General features: G+C 38.0%; 10 protein-coding genes. All 10 read left to right on the forward strand.

What is annotated here, in order from left to right:
- Positions 1-60: 60 nt before the first annotated feature.
- The 10 genes from ACZ41W_RS00830 (at position 61) to ACZ41W_RS00875 (ending at position 23043) form a co-directional block, all read left to right on the forward strand.
- On the forward strand, positions 61-672 hold the full coding sequence (locus ACZ41W_RS00830) for a hypothetical protein (protein ID WP_464312997.1): 612 nt from the start codon (positions 61-63) through the stop codon (positions 670-672).
- A 755-nt stretch (positions 673-1427) separates the two neighbouring features.
- The gene (locus ACZ41W_RS00835; RefSeq protein ID WP_464312998.1) at positions 1428-1580 is read left to right on the forward strand and encodes a hypothetical protein; all 153 of its coding nucleotides are present in this window, start codon (positions 1428-1430) and stop codon (positions 1578-1580) included.
- 527 nt (positions 1581-2107) lie between these two features.
- Positions 2108-7750: a S8 family serine peptidase gene (locus ACZ41W_RS00840; RefSeq protein ID WP_464312999.1), complete on the forward strand. Its 5643-nt coding sequence runs from the start codon at positions 2108-2110 to the stop codon at positions 7748-7750.
- Positions 7751-7762: 12 nt separating this feature from the next.
- A complete protein-coding gene (locus tag ACZ41W_RS00845) occupies positions 7763-16234 on the forward strand; it encodes a S8 family serine peptidase (protein ID WP_464313000.1) in 8472 nt (2823 codons plus the stop codon).
- Between the two features lie 24 nt (positions 16235-16258).
- The gene (locus ACZ41W_RS00850; RefSeq protein WP_464313001.1) at positions 16259-16657 is read left to right on the forward strand and encodes a hypothetical protein; all 399 of its coding nucleotides are present in this window, start codon (positions 16259-16261) and stop codon (positions 16655-16657) included.
- Between the two features lie 966 nt (positions 16658-17623).
- Complete coding sequence (locus ACZ41W_RS00855; RefSeq protein WP_464313002.1) at positions 17624-19810, forward strand: RHS repeat domain-containing protein; 2187 nt, start codon at positions 17624-17626, stop codon at positions 19808-19810.
- Between the two features lie 33 nt (positions 19811-19843).
- Positions 19844-20134 (forward strand): hypothetical protein, encoded by a 291-nt coding sequence (locus ACZ41W_RS00860; protein ID WP_464313003.1) that lies wholly within the window; start codon positions 19844-19846, stop codon positions 20132-20134.
- A gap of 221 nt (positions 20135-20355) precedes the next feature.
- On the forward strand, positions 20356-20889 hold the full coding sequence (locus tag ACZ41W_RS00865; protein ID WP_464313004.1) for a hypothetical protein: 534 nt from the start codon (positions 20356-20358) through the stop codon (positions 20887-20889).
- A 93-nt stretch (positions 20890-20982) separates the two neighbouring features.
- Positions 20983-21705: a LytR/AlgR family response regulator transcription factor gene (locus ACZ41W_RS00870; RefSeq protein WP_464313005.1), complete on the forward strand. Its 723-nt coding sequence runs from the start codon at positions 20983-20985 to the stop codon at positions 21703-21705.
- 12 nt (positions 21706-21717) lie between these two features.
- Positions 21718-23043: a sensor histidine kinase gene (locus tag ACZ41W_RS00875; RefSeq protein WP_464313006.1), complete on the forward strand. Its 1326-nt coding sequence runs from the start codon at positions 21718-21720 to the stop codon at positions 23041-23043.
- The last annotated feature ends 66 nt before the right edge of the window (positions 23044-23109 follow it).

Here is a 23109-nt window from a genome sequence, read left to right on the forward strand (position 1 = left end):
CATTTTCTATTTGTAAGGTGTCATATGCAAGCATCATCATAAATTAATTGGAGGAGTACAATGAAAAAAAGTTTCGCATTAGCGGTGTATTTATTTAATAATCAAAGGAAAAATCTGAATCACATGTTATTTATGTTCGTGATTCCAATCGCATTATATGTATATAACAGTTATCGTTATGGCGTAACAACAAATATGCTAATTTCATTTGTGGCAATTGCACCGATTCAAATGTTGCTCTACCAATTTGGTGGCACTTTTGTATCACATAAGCAAAGTGGCTCTCTCATTAAGTATCAGCTCATGGGATTTAAACCGCTACAAGTCATGATAGGCATTTGCATCAGCACACTTGTCTTTGAAATTTTATATGTTATGGGACTTATGATTGTATCCATCTATCTTGCACAAAGCGTGTTTTTTCTGTCGAGCATGACGCGCATCTTGGGGGCATTCTTGATTCTCAATTTATTCGAATTTGCGCTCGTAATTTTGCTCACAAGTTATTCAAATAGCTTTGAACAGTACAATACTTTTTCGACCATCGCTTTTTATTCGCAGCTCATGTTACTAATCTCGGTAGGCACAAAGATTCCATTAACTGCAATCGTAATTACAATGCTGTTATGTCTAACGGTTGGGGTTAAGAACTTTAAGTGGCATACGATGTAGAGAGGGGCATTCCTCTCACGCATATGAATATTAGTGTGCTTTCGATTGGTCCTCGACTATCGTCTGCGGCCTCTCACAGCTATGAATATCAGTACTCTTTCACTTAGTCCTCGACTGCGTCTGCGGCCTCTCACACATATGAATATCCGTACGTTCTCACTTAGTCCTCGACTGCGTCTGCGGCCTCTCACAGCTATGAATATCAGTACTCTTTCACTTAGTCCTCGACTGCGTCTGCGGAAGCGTTCAAGAGTTCTGATATTCATAGCTGTGAGAGGAATGTGGGGAGAAGCGGATGGAAGCGTTCGAGCGTATGGATATTCATATGTGTGAGAGGAATGTGAGGAGGAGCGGATGGAAGCGTTCGAGCGTATGGGATATTCATATGTGTGAGAGGAATGTGAGGAGGAGCGGATGGAAGCGTTCGAGCGTATGGGATATTCATATGTGTGAGAGGAATGTGGGGAGAAGCGGATGGAAGCGTTCAAATGTATTTGTTTATCAACATGCCGTGAGACATGTGGAAGACATGAAGTGGAAGCGTTCGAGTATACTGATATTCATATGTGTTAGAGGAATGTGGGGATGATGTGATGTAAAAAAACAAAGTGCTTTTAACTGATTCAGGCTGAGCCAATAGAATCGGTTGATGGCGCTTTTTTTATGCGAATGTAGCTATATTTGTTCTTCGTAGTACGTGAGTATACGCTAATCCGCAACGTCTATTGCCATGCGTAACTAAATGAGCCAAAGTAATGAGAACCTTTGATGAAATTTTATCTGAATTAATAGAATTAAATGATGCTGATATTGTGGGAATGTTAAACTGCAAGTATGAACTCAATGTGGATGATTTAGGAATTATTGAACGAGCTAAAATCCGTCTTTTCAACGCTTCCATCGCTTAATCTCCCACATTCCACCAGCACATATAGATATTAGTACTCACGAACGCTTCCGCAGACGATAGTCGAGGACTAAGTGAGAGAGTACTAATATCCATATGTGCTGGTGGCTGCAGACAATGTCGAGGACCAAGTGAGAACGTATGGATATTCATATGTGTAAATGGAATATTGTAAGTATGATGGAACGGAAAAATGTAAATGGCAACGTTCGGGAAAATTTTAATAAAAATGAGTGGCAAGTAGTGTTTTGTTTGATTTGAGACTATGTCTGTAAAATCATTCAAAGCACTTTTTTATTTGAAAGAGTAAAGCAATTATCAGTGTTAAATAGGGTGAGTAAAAAATTGTCAAAATGCTGTCTTGATAGAAGTATAGAGATAGTAATGTTTGTATAATCTATTGCAAAAATGTAATTATTCAGAATAATATTGAAATTAAGAAAATAGATACGTTTCTGATATAATAATTATAAAATTAATTTTTATAATTAATTTTAATTTTTAAAAAAATAATTATGGAGGAAATTTATGAAACGACGATTCAAAAAGCAGTTTAGTATGATTCTTGTTTTTCTAGTCTTACTCTCATCTTTTCCAGGTGTGGGTTTTACTTCGAATTTAAGTCAATCTTACAAAAATGATCAACAAGATGATTTGTTAAAAGTCATTATTCAGTTTAATGATGAATTCAAAGACATCGATGACATGATAAGAAAGGAGGTTCGTAAAAAGAATGTAATTAGTTATAAACAGTTGGAAAGTAACAATACATACTTAATGGAAGTTACTCAAACTGAATATAATGCTTTGCAAAAGAATCCTAAGATCAAATCAATTGAAATTGACAATGAGTTTAGCATGCTTGAAAATGATGGCAATATTAACAATTTTGATTGCACTTTAAGTAACTCAAATCAAGAGCAAAGTGGTTGGAATTTACTCAGTACAGGAGTGAATGAACTACATGAAATGGGCATTACAGGAAAAGGCATAAAAGTTGCCGTTTTTGATACGGGTATCAATACAAATAGTCATGATATCGACCTAGCTGGCGGTGTTTCATTTGTGGATGGATGCTCTGATTATTCCGATGACAATGGACACGGAACTAAAATGGCAAGTGTATTGGCATCCAATCTCAATAACACCGGACTAGTGGGGTTTGCCCCTGATGTTGAACTGTATTCTGTCAAGGTACTGGACAAAGACGGAGTAGGTAATTACAGTGCTGTTATTAATGGGATTGAATGGGCGATTGATAATAAAATGGATATTATCACCATGAGTTTTGGTAGTGATGAATATTCTGAAAGTATCCATGCTGCAGTGAAAAAAGCTGAGCAAAATGGAATATTAGTGGTGGCATCTGCTGGGAACGCAGGAAAATCATCCGTTTATTATCCAGCAGCTATTCCGTCAGTTGTAGCTGTAGGAGCATGCGATGAAAATAATAAGCTTGCAACATTTTCAAATTATGGAGATGGATTAGATATCCTTGCACCAGGTGTGAATATTGCATCCTATGATTTACAAGGAAATTGCTTTGTGACAGAAGGGACATCAATCGCTGCTCAAGAAGTGGCTGGAGTCGCTGCTTTATTAAAAAGTGCTGACCCAAGGTTAAGCGCAAATCAGTTGAAATCATTGCTATATGGGAGACAATCTGAAGGTAAAGAACTTTCGAAAACTTTAATATTAAACGCCCGTCTCTCTTTTGACAAACTTAATGCACGACAGTTTGGCATGATAGATAACGAGGAATTTTTACCGAATTCCCAAATTCAAAATGGTATTCTGGGTTCTGGGTTAATGAGAGCTCAAGAAATATCTACATCACCGGTTGTCAGAATTGATTCTCCTAAGGAAGGAAAATACGTTAGGAGTTGGATTTATCCTGAAATATACGTACAAGATAATGAAAATGACAAATTAACATGTTCGTATTATATAGATTATAATCGTACACCGGTTGAAACAAAAGAAATAACTGGAACAAGTACCTTTGTAAAATTAAAATTCGACAAAGGGTTTAATACCGTAGGATTATCTGATGGTAAGCATAGATTTAGAGTTGAAGTCTCTGATGGCAAGTCGCTTATGAGTATGGTAACTATGGACTTAAATGTAGATAATACACCACCTAAAATCGAAGGTTATAGTGTGATACCTGGAACTGAATGTTGTCTATTAGAGGTAGAAGCATATGATGATGAATCAGGGTTAAATACCACTCCATATGCATCCTCAATTAATTGTCGAGGGATTGAATATCAATCGATTTGGTATGCGGATAGTTCATATCGAACAAATTACTTACCTATTTCGAATGAAGTAGTAGGAATAACAATAATGGTTAGAGATGTTGCCGGCAATGTTACAAAGATTATTACAAGTGGTTATATTCTACCGGATACGCCACAATTATATGTGACCAACATTGAACCTTTTGGATTTACAATTAATGGTTTAAATCCTACTCTTTGGCATGAAATTAAAGTGGATGATGATTATGTACAATTAGATGGGTCGACCTCTGCGACAATTTCTAGTAATCGATTTGATGAAAGTAATATTAAACTATGGACTCTTTCGCCGTCAACAACATATACACTTAAAGCGAGAGCTAAGCAAGATGCTGCAGAAGAAGAGGGTTTTTCGCCATTCTCTGATGAAATTCAAGTAACTACACTCAATACACCACCGGTTGGATACGCGAGTGTAAGTTTAAATCAAGTAGAACCTGATAAAATTACTTTTTCATGGTCTCAGGTTTCTTATGCGACGGCATATATTATAAATGTGAATGGAGTTGATATTGATTCCAACTATATTGGATATCAGTATACGTTAAAAACAACTCCAAATAGTAACTACTCTATAAAAGTTAAAGCTAAAAATGCTTATGGTACCAATGATTATTCTAGCGTTGTAACTGCGGTATCGACAGATTTAACCAATGTGCGTGCCCGTGCAATTGATAAGCAATTAGATATTGTATGGGATGAAGTTCCAGGTGCAACTTACTATTATATTAATGTTAACGGAACAGACATCTATTATCCAGTTAGTGCAAGCTCAATTATTGAGATTGATTCATTAACGGGTAAGCGAATGTTTCATTATAATTATAATTGTAATGCCAATTATAACAGGAATTATCAAATTAAAGTGAGTGCTATTGTCAATGGTCGTAGTACGGGCTATGGTAAAAGCTTTTCTATATACTCACTACCATCACCTGTGAGTTCTTCAGAAATTCAAGCCACTAATATAACCGTCAACTCGCTAGATTTAATCTGGAATACAAATCCAAACCCTAGCACCGTACAGTATAAAGTGGAAGCATATGAGATTGTCAATCAAGTGAAAAGCACTGTTCCATTTAAAACAACGGATTGGAGCTATTCTAAATCTGCAAGAATTACAGGTTTAAAAGAAAATACAGAATATGCATTTAGAGTAAAGGCTAAAAATAGTCAGAGTGTGGAAGCAAATTCTAACGCTACTCAAGATAAAATAGCCAAAACACTCATTCCAAAACCCGAAAGCCCAATAAACTTAATCTCAACATCAAAAGATTCAAGTATAACGCTCAAATGGGATCCGGTTCGAAATGCCACATCTTATCGAATAACGCGAGATGGAGTAACGATTGCAACGCTAGATAAGACGACCTATGCAGATCAAGGTATTTTGCCAGAATCTCCACTGAAAGCGAATACTGAGTACGCTTATCAAATATATGCAATCAATGAATCTGGTGAAGGAGCGCCTAGCCTTGTTATGAAGAAAAGAACATTGCCAAAAGCGCCAGATAAACCGACGAACATCCTGCCAAGTGCGACTAAAACTTCAGTTAGTCTAACTTGGGACGAACTTAACAACGTCACTGGATACGAAGTTGAGTTTGACGGAAAGATTAGTAATGCAAGTTTAAGCAATCAATTTACCATGAATGGACTTGAACCGGGTTCGTATTACTCGTATAGGGTTCGTGCTAGAAACGAAGGCGGTAAAAGTGAATGGAGCGAACTAAAAACGATACAAACTAAAATGGGAATTCCATCAGTTCCAACCAATTTAGTTCTGATTCCATATGAAAATAAAATTGAAACTAAATGGGATCCTTCAACAAGTGCTACTTCCTATATAGTTGAACTCAATGGTACTGAAGTAGGCACAACGGTTGAAACTTCTTATGAAATTGCAAACTTAACCTCTTCATCCATATATGAAATCCGAGTTAAAGCAACCAATAATTTCGAACAAAGCGATTGGAGTATCAAATCAACCGTTTTAACTTTAAGTGAAGTATCAGGAAGTACAAAAATAAACAGCACAAGTTCTGAGGAAACATCAGTTAACTTAGAATGGCAAGCTATACCAGAGGCAATAGGCTATACGGTGAAACTTGATGACACACTTATTTTTGATAACCTCACGACAACAAGTGTGAAGCTTGAAAATCTAATATCAGGACATTCATACAGCGTTAAAATTGGGACGATTTATGCAGATAACAAGGTCATTTACAATAACCCAACACTCGTCACAACTTTGCCTTCATCTGTAAAAGAGCTTTCATCGCAAGCAAAAAGAATCGGCACATTTGTAAACTGGAAAGATGTTGAAGGTGCGAGCGGATATGAAATTGAAATCAATGGCGAGATAAATGACATAGGAAACACAAATCAATTTTTCTATGAACAATCAAAACTCGACGAAACAAATACTTTTAGAATAAGAGCTTATAATCAAGGTGGCTATAGTGAATGGTCTTCTAATCTTGAAATAAAACCGTTTAACCAAGTAATCGCGACAGTAAGTGATATCAGAGTCGATGCGAATAGCACGAGTGCACTTGTTTCGTGGGAAAATATCCTGAACACAGACGGCAAAAATGTTTTTGGATACGAATACAAATTAAATGGACAAGAGCCAAAATTTACGAATAAACCACTAGTGACAATTGAAAATCTTGTAGAAAACACTTCATACACAATTGAAGTTAGAACCATCTATGACGAAGGAAGAACGATTGTAAGCGATTGGAGCGACGCAATCAACTTTAGTACTGAACCAAAACAACCTCAAACACTTGTCAATATTGCATTTTCAGCATCAAATGACGCAATCTATCTTGCTTGGAATAAAGTGGATGGCGTAACAGGATATGAACTCATGATTGACAATTCAATTGTACCTGTTGGCATGGAGACGCGCTATATCGATGGCGGTCTTGCACCATTATCAGAACATACCTACCAAATACGCGTTATTTGTAATGGAATAAAAGGTGTATGGTCACAGGCGAAGACAGTCTTTACTCAAGAAGGAGTACCGGGGGTACCGCTCAATATCGTGGGAACATCAACAAATTCCAGTGTTAATTTCAAATGGGATCCAATAGACGGAGCAAGCTCATATTTGGTGAAAATTGGTGACTCAGAAGTACCGATTTCAGTAGATATCCCAGAAATAACCATCAATGACCTTGCAGAAGCAACCTTGATATCAATGAGTGTATGTGCAGTAAAAAATGACATTGAAAGTCCATACAGTGGTGTTATTTCATGCTCAACAGGCATTGAGAAACCTACTGATGTCACTTATAGTGTAGAAAATGGAGCTGTCGTTCTAAAATGGAACGCAGTCAATTTAGCAACACAATATGAAATTGAAGTTGATGGCTTTATTGTTGGAACGACAAAAGAATTGACGTATGTACTTGATAAAATCGATCCAGGAATGGCAGCGAATGTCAGAATCAGAGCGAAAAATGATTCAAAAGCCAAAAGTGATTGGACAGAATCCTTAAGAGTACAATCAGCACCATTGGAATTAGCGGTACAAACAGATGAAAATGAAATATTTGATATTTCTTTAAAAGGAAGTGCCGTAACAGACTTCACAAATTACACATTCACAATTGAATATGACAAGGAATCTCTTGAATTAATGGATTGTTATAGTTTAAGTGAAGGAATGGAGTTAAGTGTTGGAAATATTAAAGGAACGGATCTAATCGTATTAAGTATTGAACCGGGGAAAATTGTTTTCAAACTGAAAACAACCATTCAATATGGAAAAGAATGGTCAGGTTTAATAAATGCACTTAAATTTAAAGCCTTAAAAGGTGGTCAGACTCAAATTAAATACAGTGTCCAATAGGGGGATAAATAGATGAATATAACCAAAAAGATATTGGCAGTGGTGCTGATAGTGTCGTTAATCATGACGCAATCACTAGGTGCTGTTCAACATATATCATTTGGCGAGACCAAGACTGGAAGTGGAACAAAGACTTCTGAAGTAAACAGTACAGAAGAAAAAGACACCGAACTGAAACAAGGAAAGAAAAATTCGGATTATGAACTTCGAGGCAATAATGAAATCATCGTTAAGTACAAAGACGAAACGAAGATAAAGCCATCAAGTACGAAATTAAAAGCAGATAACGTGATGTTAACTGCAAGTGCAAGCACAAAATCAAGCACAAAGTCAAGCACTAAGACAAACACAAAGACAAATACAAAATCAAAACAGAAACCTTTGGAATACGAAACAAATCGCGTGTTAACAGAAGATAACATCAGCGTAGTCGAAGTCAAAGAGGGAACAGATGTAAACAAAGTATTAGCTGAACTCAAAAAAGACCCAAATGTTGCTTATGCACAACCTAATTACCCGTTAGAGGTACTCACAGAATACTCGGATGAGAAATTTACTCAACAATGGGGACTATTAAATGAAGGTCAAGAAGTACAAGGTAAAAATCCAAGATCTGGCGTAGATATTAATATTCTTAACGCTTGGAATATTACAAAAGGATCAGAAGAAATCGTCATTGGAGTACTAGATACAGGCATCGACATTACACATCCTGATTTAGTCAACAATATCTATGTAAATTCAGATGAAATCGCTGGTAATGGCATCGATGATGACCAAAATGGTTATATCGATGACGTGAGTGGATGGGACTTTGCAGGTGATAATGCGAAAGTCTATGACTCAGCAGAAGCGGATATTCACGGTACGTATGTCGCTGGTATCATTGCGGCAGCAGAAAATAATTTAGGTGTTGTTGGTGTCGCGCCAAAAGTAAAAATCATGCCACTCAAATTTATAAGTGGTAGCACGGGTTATACTTGCGATGCCATTGAAGCGATTGAATATGCCATGGCAAATGGCGTAACAGTCATCAATTGTAGCTTTGGTGGAACGGATAATAACCAAGCGTTAAAAGACGCTATGGAAAATAGCGGGATTTTATTTATTTCAGCAGCAGGAAATAGAGGCGGTGATGTCAAAGAATTACCCGTATATCCAGCAGCATTTGACTTAGCCAATATTATATCAGTCACCTCACATGATACGATGGGGGTTTTATCAAACTTCTCAAATTATGGTAGTTCTGTAGATATTGCAGCTCCAGGAACAAACGTATTAAGTACAACTCCAGATAAAGGGTATAATTATTTTAATGGAACGTCTGTATCTGCGGCGTTTGTTTCGGGTGTAGCTGCTCTTTTGATGGATCAAAATAAAGACATAACCATAAGTGAAATTAAAAATCGAATCATCAATTTTGCAAGACCGTGTGATGCCTTAACGAGTAAAGTGACCAGTGGCGGTAGACTGGATGCATTCGGGGCATTATCTCAAACCGTGAGTGCTAAAGATGATTACAACGGTCCAAATGCAGGAGATGATACACTGTTAAATAACGGTGAAGGTGAAGGTGATACTTGGTATACTCAAGATCAGCTTGTAAGGTTTAAAGAGAAACTTCACTATGGAGAAGGTGGCATTAATCCAGCATCTGGTAACTTCTCATTTACTGCTACAGATATGAGTATTTCTTCTCCGGGCTTTAAGGTGAACATTAGCCGTACTTATAACTCAAGAGATGAGAAAACATCACTTCTTGGACGGGGCTGGACCTTTGGCTTTGAAGGAAGTTTAACGGGAACCAATCTAATCGAAATCAAACTTCCAACCGGAAGTACACATCGATTTACAAAAGATGGCAGCTATTACAAACCTGAAGATACTCGTGCAAGTTTTGTAAAAAATGCAGATGGAACTTCAGTACTTAAAACGCAAGATCAATACAGTTATATATTTAATGCATCAGGCCATATGACTGCCATGAAAGATAAAGATGGCAACACATTAAGTATATCCGTTGATTCAAATGGAAAAGTACTGAGTGTGACAGATACAGTTGGAAGAACATACACGGTTCAGTACAATGCATCTGGTCTAATTGACAATATCAAAGATCCACAAAATAGAATCATACGATACGAGTACGATTCAAACAAACGATTAATTAAAGTAGTAGATCCAGCCGGATCCGTTATGAATTACGGTTATGATTCAAGCGGTTATTTGAATTCGGTAAAAGATCATTACCTCAACACGATACAAGAATTAACGTATAGCCATGCAGCGGGTGATACACAACATAAAGTCATCAGTGGAAAAGATGCAAATGGCGCAACATGGACATACACGTATAACATGACAGAACGTAAGACGACTGTTACAGATAATGGCGGAAGAAAATGGACGTATTTTTTTGATACGTCGATGTACACAGTGCGTGTCCAAGATCCAGAAGGTTTAAATGAATATACAGAGTACCTGTCGACAAACGGACAAAATGTTTATGGTGATGTTCGTATGCGAAAAGACAAGTACGGCAATGTAACTCTTTATGACGTAGATAGTTCTGGAAATGTCGTGAAAATCATCTATCCTGATTCGACCATTGAGACATTCGCATATGATGATAAAAATAATCTCATCAAAAAAACAAATGGCAACAATATAACCACGTATTATGCTTATGATGCAAATAAAGTCAATCTTTTAAGTGAAACAACCGTTAAAAAGGGTGTGAATTATAATGTTACAACCACACCAAGTTCAGATTATATCCGTTCGACTAAGACGTACTATACAAAAGCAGAAGCATTATCGCTATTTGGTTGTAATGTCGCTGGACTGCTGAAAAGCACCAAAAATCCAATGGACAGCACGGTAACATACACATATGATAAATATGGAAATATCGCATCCATAACAGATGAAGAAGGCAGAAAAACAGCTTATGAATACAATACAATTGGATGGAAAACAGCAGAAATTGCACCAAATAAGAACCGAACTGAGTATACCTATGACTCAAATGGTCTACTTATCAAAACGAAAAATGCAGATGGTGGCATAACCAGAATCGTTTATGACAAAGTAGGTCAAAAGATCAAAGAGATTTCACCAAATGAATACAAAGTAGCATCGGATCTTTCAGCTGATAATTATACGGGCAGTGAAGGCAGAAAATTGTCGTATTATCCAAGCGGTAATCTCGAAAAAATCACGTACCCAAATGGTGGATTTACAGCATTTGAATATGATATTTATGGAAATATAACAAAAGAAATCAAAACAAACGGGTCTGTTTACAGATATGTATACGACTCACTTGATCGAGTTAAAGAAACTTATTATAAAGCAAATGCAAACGCACCAGAAGTCAAATTGAACAGTCATTATTATGGGAAGAAAGATACAGGAGATTGGCAACACTCTGAAACTGTATACCTTAATGACACGGATACTGCTACAACAACAACCGTTTATGATTTTAAAGGACGTGTAGTAGAAGTTCAATATCCCAACGGAGCCAGAGAGAAAATTGAATACAATCCAGATGGGACTGTATCAAACTCAACTGCAAAAAATGGCGCAACAACAAAGTATTTCTATGACGGATTCGGTCGATTAAAAGAAACCTATGAACCGATGGTTGTAGAATACAACGGAACACTCTATAGCTGCACAAAATATGTTTATGACAAAGCAGGAAGAGTTACTGAAAAAAGTATTGGTAAAGGATTAGTTGCTTTAGGTATCGTTCCGAGCACATTTGTAACAGAAACTTACGAATACTACCTTGACGGAAAAGTAAAAAAACAAAGTAAGGGAAATCAAGTCACAACATTTGCATATGATGAAAATGGAAACGTTGGTTCACAAACACAAAAGGTGAACGATACACTCAGCCAAACGACTTCATTCAAATATGACTATGCAGGCAGAAAAACCGAAGAATCATATACCGTTTCAATGGAAGATCTTTTCAAATCGGAAGGATATACCGATGGCGTCATCAAAACGCAATATGTCTATGACTTAAATGGCAACATGATTCAAACCATCAAACCAGATGGCAGTATCATTCAGTACAGCTATGACGTGATGGATCAAACAACAAAAGTAACTCAAGATCAAAAAGATCATAATGGCGTCATAAAAAAAGTAACAGCAACAAAATCATATGACTTATCTGGAAATGTTGTCTCTGAAGTGGATACAGAAGGTCATCAAACGACATTTGTTTATGATGCACAAAATAATCTCATCAAACAAACCGACGCAATGGGTGGAGTTAATCTTTATAGTTACGACAGAGCTGGCAGAAGAACGATTGCCGTCTTGCCTGAAAGCTATAAAGAAGGGCTAGAAATTAGCCAAATGGCACATACTTCCTATACCTATGACGTGATGAATCAAGTCATTGCAGTGACGCATAAATATGAAAAAATGCATTACAACACGTCAAATAGCACGTGGGAACATCAGTGGACAGAATATGTCGCAAAAGCCTATAAATACGACAATGCATCAAGAGTTATTAAAGAGTTAACTGGAGAAGGCTTTTTATCAGGAACAGGAAGCTCAATACAAGATAAAATCACATCTGGATATGGAACTGAAACGACGTATAACCTCGCAGGTTTGGTGACGAGCATTCGCGATGCAGAAACAAAAAAAGCAGCTATCAACGCAACCGTAACCTATACCTACGACGGACTCGGCAGAAAAATTCTTGAAACAAATGCCAAAAAGAATAAACTATCCTATGAATACGACGATGCAAACAACCTGATTTGTACAAAACTCAACGGTACAGTTCAATCAAAAAGCACATACGATCAAATGGGTAGAGTCATAAAAACACAAGATGCCAATGGCAATGCAACTGAGTTTAGATACAATAACATGAATCAAGTCAGTCATGTATTCTATTTAGGGGACAGCTCAATCGCATCCAAAATATCGTCGTACCAATACGATAAACTTGGCAATCTCACAAAAGAAGTAACCGGTAACTTATATGATTTCACAAACTTAGAAATCGATTGTCAGTATGACAAAACCGTGTTAACAGAGTATAATGATCAAAGCAATCCAATTAAAACAACTGTAAAAGACGGCAAAGGCGCAACTGTCCAAGTCACTGAAAAAACCTATGACTTTAACGGCAACGTCTTAACCACAAAAGATCCATCCGGTCATATAACCGTAAACACTTACGACAAACTAGACCGACTCATCGCATCCACCACAGAAATCGGAGGCGCACAAAGAACATCTACCTTCACTTATGACCTAAATAGCAATCAACTCACTGCCACAAACTGGCTCGGAAATCGTCAAACCAACGTATATGACGCACTGAACCGATTGGTGGAAAGAATCGACGCAAACGGCGTAAGTACAGAAAAACTCGAATACAACTTAAACGATGCACAAATCATGTCCATCGACGCCATGAATCAAGTGAAGGTATTCAAATATGATTCAAATGGACGAAAAATCGAAACCATCAACGAAGAAGGAAACAGTGAAAAACTAGAATACGATGTACTAGGAAACATCACTGCAAAAATCGATGGTCTTGGAAATAAAACAAGATACGATTACGACGCATCCAATCGATTGAAATCCGTCTTAAATGCACTTGGCGAGGGCACACTTTACACGTACGATGGAAATGGCAACATCCTATCCCAAACCGATGGCAATGGACGCACAACTGTCTATGAATACAATGCAAGAAATAAAGTAAAACGCACCATCCAGCCGAGCGTATCGTCAGCTGAATCGAACACAATCGCCTATAGCTACGATTACGATGGCAACTTAATCGCAGTAAAAGACCAATTAAATCGCTTAACAAACACACAATACGACACACTTGGTCGCGTCATCAAAAAAGAAGTCGTAACAAACAGTAGCACACCGCTATCCGTGCTAACCAATGCAAACGACGCAATCGAGAACACCTATGACACCATTGGCAATCTCATCACCATGCAAGATGCAGCCGGTCTGACCACGTGGACATACGACGAAGCAGGTAGAGCACTTAGCAAATCCGTACCAGACATCGGCGTTTCAAACTACGCATATGACCTCACCACTGGACTTGAAACGGGTTATTTTGCAGAGAGAACAACCGATCCAAAAGGTGGCGTCACAGAAAAAGTCTACGATAAAGCGAATCGCCTTGTTCGGGTAATCGACTCAGGTAAAACCACTTCTTTTGATTACTATGACAATGGTAACCGAAAAAGTGTAACCTATCCGGATGGTTCAAAAGAACTTTACACGTATAACAAAATTGGTCAAAACACAATGCTCATCAACCTTAGAGCCGATGGCACCCTCATCGATCAGTACAGCTACACCTACGATGCAGCGGGCAATCAAACATCTAAAACTGATGCAAAAGGCACCACAAACTTTATCTACGACAAGCTGAACCGCCTATCAGAAGTTCAGGAACCAACTGGCGTCAAAACAGTCTACACGTACGACAAAGCAGGCAACCGCATCAGAGAACAAAAATACGCAGGCGAAGCATTCGTACAAGACACCCACTACACTTACGATGCCAATAATCGCCTCACCCAAACAGAAACGCGCACAGCCGCAACAGATGATACTGTAAAAACAGTCTATAACTACGACGCCGTAGGCAATATGACCAGTCAATCAAAAACGGCGATCAAAGCAGCAACTGCTGGAAATAAGCCGACATTTGTACTGGAAAAGGGAAAAGCGAGCGAAAACCTCGTCACAGTCTACACTTACAATAGCTTCAATCAACTAAAATCAAGTGACGACGGTGTCAACAAGACCACTTATGGCTACAATGGATTTGGTCTCCGTACAGATAAATCCGTCAAAACGCGCGGCAAGGATGCAGCCACAGTGACGAAATACCTCTACGAAGGCGACAAAATCATCCTCGAACTCGATGGAGCAGGCAACCAAGTAGCAAAAAATACCTTTGGCACCAACCTTCTCTCTAGAGAAATGGCAGAAACTAAGGTATACTACATGTACAATGGTCATGGTGACGTAACTGCTTTACTCAGTGAAACAGGCGACATTGTCGGCAGCTATTACTACGACGTATGGGGCAACACCTTAGAAAAACACGAAAGCGAAGCCATCACCAACCCATACCGCTACGCAGGCTACCAATACGACGAAGAAACCGACCTGTACTACCTCAACGCACGTTACTACGACGCCAAAATCGCAAGATTCTTAACCGAAGACTCAGTAACCGGCGATCGCAAAGACCCATTGTCATTGAATCGATACTCGTATTGTCATAACAATCCGATTGCGTATACAGATCCGACAGGACACGTCGCAACCATGAGTTACATGGCAGATGGTGGTCGAAATGACAAAACCACAACAACAGCGAAGTCAAAATCAGTCACAAGCAAAAGTAACAAAAATGTAACCATCACAAATGACAGTACGCAAAACAAGAAAGATAAAGCGAAAAAAGAACAGATCAAAAAAGATATAAAAGATATTGAGGTATCGAAAGCAAAAAATAAGAGTGGTGGGGCGAGAATTGAAGCCAATAAGAACGCTGTTAAAGCTCAAAATAATGGTTTAAATGCCTTAAAGACATCAATGCAAGATGAGAAAAATTCTAATAATGTGAGTAAAACTAAACCAAACAATTCAACTAATAAATCAACAAATAGTGGTATGATACAACTTGGTAATATAGTAGATGATGCAGAGTTACAGAAGAATTTGGAGTTAGGATTTGCGAATTTAAGTCCTGAATCAAAGACAGCATACTTCAATGCAATGTCTGATTCTATTGAGATGGTTTATAAGGATGCAATACAAAATACTGTGGATATGATTCCAAGTATTGTTAATGAAGCAAATCTTACAAGAGAAAGAGATATGCAAAAGTATCAACTTCAAGCCGCTGTAATGACAATTGGTGCATCAACTGTAATCGGTTTAACTACAATGTATAATGAAACTATCATTACTAATGTTTATGATGACATTGGAGATGATGTATTTAAATCAGTTACGAATAATGTTGATAATACCATTGAATGTGGGGGGAACCTCGCTGCAAAAATTGAAGAGAATGCAGCAAGGCAGCTGGCTAAAATGGAAAATGGAACACCAGGTGCACACTATTTCTCAAGGCATGGCGCAGGTACAACGCTTGAAGAACAATATATTCGTGCTACAACTGGTTTAACTCCTGACGGCTTTGCAGGTAGAGCTGTTGATTCTTCACGTTTTTTGAGTAATCAAGTAGAATTTAATGCTGTACAGCGTGCAGAGACGATTTATCGTCAAACTGGTCAAACAAGTTTTTCGTTCAATTTAGGAAATGTCATTGGTGAAGGCTATGCTAAAGGTGGAGGAGACTTAATTCAAACAACAAATGTCCAAGCAGTGTTTAAGAATGGTGAGCTGCTCACGCTGTATCCTAAATTAACGCCAATAAAATAACAATAAAGCAAATAGGGAGGTTCAATGAAAACAGTAAATCCATATTTTATAGATGTGTTTCTCATTCCAATAGCAGGTCTTGGGGATGATGATGAAGCTGTCTTGCATTATCAGAATGTTGAGTTGATCAATGAGAATCAATATAAACTTTTAATTAGAGAAACTTTGGTAGAACCGTTTAAAAATCTAGGAGAAGTTAAAAAGAAAAAATCAAAGATTGCTCTTAGCTATTATCTCACGAAATCTGAAATTGATTTTCTAAGAATATTTGAGTCATGTCTTCCACCTTTTGATGCACCTGAAAATGCCAGAGACTTTTTCGTTTGGATTTGGGAAGAAATATTCGTAGGTGAGTCGTACTTACTTTCTGATGTAGAATCATTTAAAATAGTGACGGATATACATGAGCCTAATCGATTTTAGCTATAACAATTGGATCTAATGGTGCTGTACTGCTTATTATCTAGAGAATCAACTGGGTTTACCTCTATGTGAACTAGCAAAGGTCGGAATTTGGCAGGGTCTCGGTTTTGCTGACCATCCACTTGACACACAAAGGGTCATTTCGACCCCGTATCAAGAATCTTTGAATCGTCGTAACTGCCGGCGAAAGTCACTGGAAGGTGGTAGCGTGCGACCACCTTCCTTTATCCTACACCAAAATAATATTTGATCAGGAAGTGGTCTTGACCTAAAAGGAGAAGTGGAATGCTAGCCCAATTCGCTCCAAACAGGCGTTTCATATCGTCAGTGGTATCTTTGCTCCACTCGGGATGAGAAAACGGCACACAGTGCGAACGTGTGAGACAGGCGGGCGAATAAACTCAGACGCCACTAACGGCAATGCTTTAGCCGTCACATGGCTGAATGGCTACTCGCGAAACAATCGGTCACTTAGCTCTGAAATCGGCGTTGATTATCCCTAGTGGCATCCTTGCTCGACTGAGGACTAGTAAAGGCGACACAGGCGAACACGTGGCACACAAAGGCAAGATGATCTCTTATCCCATTAGTTCCAATGAGTTATGGAAAAAAACATCGTCTTTCTCAACTACCCTCTCGGTTCATGGTGAACCCCTACTTGATAGCTTTTTTTGGCTTCTGGTAAACTGGGACGCGACAGGGGGGTTAAAGGTGGGGCAACGGTTTCTCGAAAATCCTAGATGGACTGACCAGAACTAAAACCATAATTATCAATCAACAGCAGAGAAGAAAAAGGTTTTAATACTTTTCTTTCTCTGCTGTTATTATTTTTTGAATCATAATGTTTTAACATTTTCCTTAAAGTTAGACTTGTAATCGAGTTGAGTCAGAGTTAATATCACACACACGACTTCGAGATAGTTAAGCCTTTTTCCATAAGTTACCTGTTTCTGATAGAGTATACTCTTGCTACGGAGACTGGTTCACCTAGAGCCAATATTACTTACCCACCCTTGTCCCCTTGGTTATTTTGCAGAGAGAACAACCGATCCAAAAGGTGGCGTCACAGAAAAAGTCTACGACAAAGCGAATCGCCTTGTTCGGGTAATCGACTCAGGTCAAACCACTTCTTTTGATTACTATGACAATGGCAACCGAAAAAGCGTGACCTATCCGGATGGTTCAAAAGAACTTTACACGTATAACAAAATTGGTCAAAATACGGCGCTCATCAACCTTAGAGCCGATGGCACCCTCATCGACCAGTACAGCTACACCTACGATGCAGCGGGCAATCAAACATCTAAAACCGATGCAAAAGGCACCACGAACTTTGTCTACGACAAGCTGAACCGCCTATCAGAAGTTCAAGAACCAACTGGCGTCAAAACAGTCTACACGTACGACAAAGCAGGCAACCGCATCAGAGAACAAAAATACTCAGGCGAAGCATTCGTACAAGACACACACTACACCTACGATGCCAATAATCGCCTCACCCAAACCGAAACGCGCACAGCTGCAACAGATGATACCGTAAAAACAGTCTATAACTACGACGCCGTAGGCAATATGACCAGTCAATCAAAAACGGCCATCAAAGCAGCAACTGCCGGAAATAAGCCGACATTTGTACTGGAAAAGGGAAAAGCGAGCGAAAACCTCGTCACAATCTACACCTATAATAACTTTAACCAGCTAAAATCAAGTGACGACGGAGTCAACAAGACCACTTATGGCTACAATGGATTTGGTCTGCGTACAGATAAATCCGTCAAAACGCGCGGCAAGGATGAAGCCACAGTGACGAAATACCTCTACGAAGGCGACAAAATCATCCTCGAACTCGATGGAGCAGGCAACCAAGTAGCAAAAAATACCTTTGGCACCAACCTTCTCTCTAGAGAAATGGCAGAAACTAAGGTATACTACATGTACAATGGTCATGGTGACGTAACTGCTTTACTCAGCGAAACAGGCGACATTGTCGGCAGCTATTACTACGACGTATGGGGCAACACCTTAGAAAAACACGAAAGCGAAGCCATCACCAACCCATACCGCTACGCAGGCTACCAATACGACGAAGAAACCGACCTGTACTACCTCAATGCACGTTACTACGACGCCAAAATCGCGAGATTCTTAACCGAAGACTCAGTAACCGGCGATCGCAAAGATCCATTGTCGCTGAACCGATACTCGTATTGTCATAACAATCCGATCGCGTATACAGACCCAACAGGGAATGTCGCAACCATGAGTTACATGGCAGATGGTGGTCGAAATGACAAAACCACAACAACGGCGAAGTCAAAATCAGTCACAAGCAAAAGTAACAAGAATGTAACCATCACAAATGACAGTACACAAAACAAGAAAGATAAAGCGAAACAAGAACAGATCAAAAAAGATATAAAAGATATTGAGGTATCGAAAGCAAAAAATAAGAGTGGCGGGGCGAAAATTGAAGCCAATAAGAAAGCTACTCAGGATAAAAATACGCAGTTAATTAAAACAAAAGAACAGATGCAAAATGTAAAAAACTCAAATGAAGTCAAAGAAACGAGTATACTCGGTAAAGTAGGTAAAGTAGCTTATTCAACGTCCGAAGTTGCTGTTGGAGCTGCTACTACGATAGTGTCAGCTTTATATGTGATTAAAACTGGAGGCCTTGGCGCTGCTATAGGTGGAACAGTGGGTGTTGCACATGGTGTAAATTCTGTTGGAAATGGTATAAGTGATTTTGGTCATGTATTTAATGGTGAATGGGAAGAAGTTGGCCAAGAAAATTATTTAAAAGATAATGTTTATAAACCAGTGGGTAAAGCAATTGGTCAAGTTGTAGATCTAGGATTACCTGGTGATGGTTCCAAAGGGGAAAAAATTGGTGAAATAGCTGGTGCTGCAGCTTTTTATGTGGCTGATATTTATTCAAGTGCTAAGGCAATTGCTAAAGCTGTACCAGAACTTATGAAACCGCAGTGGACGCGAGGTTTCTTTGGACCAACAGATACAATATATGCAATGGAACAAATGAACAATTATCACACTAATAAAGAACTTGTTATAAGTATTACCAAAGATGCTGTAGGTTGTTATTATAGTGCAAAGGATGCTATTATAGAATTTGCAAGTAAAATATTTGATTAAAAAAGTGGTTTTAATATTAATTTTGGAGGAAAGATGAAGAAAGATAATTGGGTGCTATTCGTTCCATTAATTTTAGCTACGTTAGCGACAATCTCACTAGCTTTAGTTGGAATGTTTTATGAAACAATAACGGATTATACGATACTATTGCCATTTTTTGGTGGTGTATGTTTTTTACTTATTACTTTTTGCGTTGGAACTAAGTTTGCCATTGAATTTTTTAATGATGTAAAATCTGCAAAGGGTAAAAGCAAGATATTTTTGATATTACTTTTTTTATCTTTAGTTTTAAAGGCATTATATGAAATAAGTATATCTAAATAAGTTTTAACGATGTTAAACGAAAGCCTTGATTTTTTTGTCAGGGCTTTTGTTTTTTACTCAAATGGTTAGTAATCCATTTGAGGTGTGATTATTGTTTGATAAAACACTATTTTTCATAGATTTTTAATGTTTCACTTGAACCTATCTGTTATACTGATAAATGCATTGTCAAAGCGTCTCTGATATGCCGCTTTGACACTTCTATTTTGAGAGGAGACATCATGTTAGAGAAACAGCAAAGTGTTGGAAATCTAAGAAAAGTTACATCGAGTTTATTAAGAGTTTATTTTGTTTTAGTGATATTGCTTGGACTTTATCGAATTTATTATGATAAGGGTGGAAATATGCTCACGATCTTTGAATACATGAAAGGAAATAGAGCGTTTAATGTCAAAACGATGATCTATTCTAGTATTTGGGATGTTGCATTTATAGGATCTGCAATTTTAGGAAGTGTCATCTGCTTAGTATCCCTACATAGAAAACCCAAATTTGAATTGAGAAAAATAGTCGCGATTCATTCCACGACCATTATCTTATATTGTGGAAGGTGGCTTACATTGATTCAAGCGGTACTTCGATTGGTCAATGTGAGCGATTCAGAAATGGAAATTTGGAACTTTCAGTTATTATCAAACGTGTTGTTTACAGATGCTAAATTAGTGATGAAATTTATATTTTTATTATCAGGATTGGGATTGATTATGGTGCATTTAGTTGCAAACAAACTCGCACTGAAAAACGAACAGTCATAGTTTCATTTTTTATCTCATCATAGTGTCTTAATTATTTACAAACGCTCCTCAAATGTATATGATTAAAGAACGAAAAGATGAAGGAGCGTACCAATGATTCGTATAGCAATATGCGACGACGAAAAACAGCAGATTGAACGAGCGAATGATTTGCTGAAACAATATATATTTGAACACCCACAATATCAAATGGAGATACATTGCTTTTCAGCGCCGATCGAACTCCTGACGTACGTGAATAGACACGGTAGATTTGATGTGTTGCTTCTCGATATTTATATGGATGGTATACTTGGAACGGATGTGGCGCGTGAATTGAGAGCGGAAGGCGATGCGTGTCAGATTATTTTTCTGACAACATCACGTGACCATGCGGTGGATGCATTTTCATTAAACGCGGCACATTATCTGGTGAAGCCGTATTCAGAGACGTCATTTTTTTCAGCCATGGATAAGGTGATGAATACTATGAAACATAAAGAAGTTGCCAATATAACGGTCAAATCAAAGGATGGATTTTGCCGAATTGACTTAAATCACTTTGTTTATGCAGAAACGGTTAATCATGACCAAAAGATACATTTATTAGATGGTAGAATCATCAGTGTTCGAAAGTCTTCAACAGAACTATTTGAATTGATTGAAAAAGAATCGCGTTTTTACAAATGCGGGAGTACCTATATTTTAAATATGGACTATATTGTTGAGCTAACATCAAAAAATATTGCTTTTTCAACAGGTACCAGCATTCCCACTCTCAGTAGAAAATACATGGAACTGAAAAAAAAATACATGGATTACAGCTGTAGCTGCTGAAAGGGGTCTTAAATGGGATTGGTACTAGGTGGATTGGTATTTTTGAGATTTTTACAAACAGCAGCTTTTATAGCTCTGTATTTATTTTCACTGATAAAATTTAAGAAGCCAAAAGCCAAACGGATTACGATAACGATTGCATTATATTTGATGATTACAGTGACATATTTCGGTTTTCTATTCCAATATGGTCAAGAAATGGCAGAACGTTTGATTCTTCCGATCGAAATTGGATTGTGTCTCATATTGATTCTCATCTGTTCGGCAGATAAATGGACTGTTTCATTGTTTATTTTGTTTACTCAATTTAACTTGCACATGGGGATTTGTTATCTCGCGTATGTTTGTACCACAGAAGCGTCAGGTCTAATTCACCAGATTCAGTACTTGATATTCAGAACGATTTTTTTTGGTGCACTCTTGTTCTTCAATTTCAAATATTTAAGGCCTCGCTTTCGCAGACTCGTGAATATGTTAAAAGTTGAATGGTATTTAATCACGCTAGCCTCTTTTTTCTTTTGTGTTTTAGAACTTGCGATTTTATATATTCCGCGGATTTATTGGTATGAAGCAGACAGGCGGTGGTATCTCGTCGCAACCTCTTATCTGGTATTTTTAGGGGTCTATTGGTTAATCTATCAGTCCATTAGCGCGATTGTTAAAAAATATGAAAGTCAGGATCGAGAACATATTTTATCGATTCAAAATAAAATGTGGGAAGAGCAGATTGATGCACAGAAACATGCAATCCATGCAGCTCGTAGGGATCGACATGATCTGCGTCATCACTACGATACATTACTGTCTATGTTGGAAAGTGGTAAAGAAAAGGACGCAATCGCTTATCTAAATGCTCAGACGCAAAGAACTGAAAATGATGTTTTAGCAGGCATTTGTGAACATTCAGCTGCAAATGCGATTTTATCAAGATGGGAAGCTCGAGCAAAAGAACACGATATTAAAATAGAAATGGATGCGAATATTCCTGCCAATCTTCCGATGGACGACATCTCGTTAGTTTGTATCCTCGCGAATTCATTTGAAAATGCGGTGGAAGGCTGTTTGAAATGCCCAAGCGATCGAGAAAAATTTATCACCATAAAGATTGCATATACTGTTTACAACGGTGCAGGTAAACTCCACATCGTTGTTGAAAATTCATGTTCGGATTCTATTCATTTTGAAAATGGGTTCCCAAAATCTGAGAAAACAGGTGGCGGAACCGGAACACAAAGTATCTTTTTTGCTGCTGAAAAGTACAATGGCATGGCAGACTTCGCTGCACAAGACGGCATTTTTAGGACGCGTGTATTACTCCATCTAGTGCATCATGCATAAAGTTTCACTCCAATCACGACATTTACGACAAATACGATACAATTACGCCACGGTCAATTTTTGACC

Source organism: Fusibacter fontis (assembly GCF_055378735.1).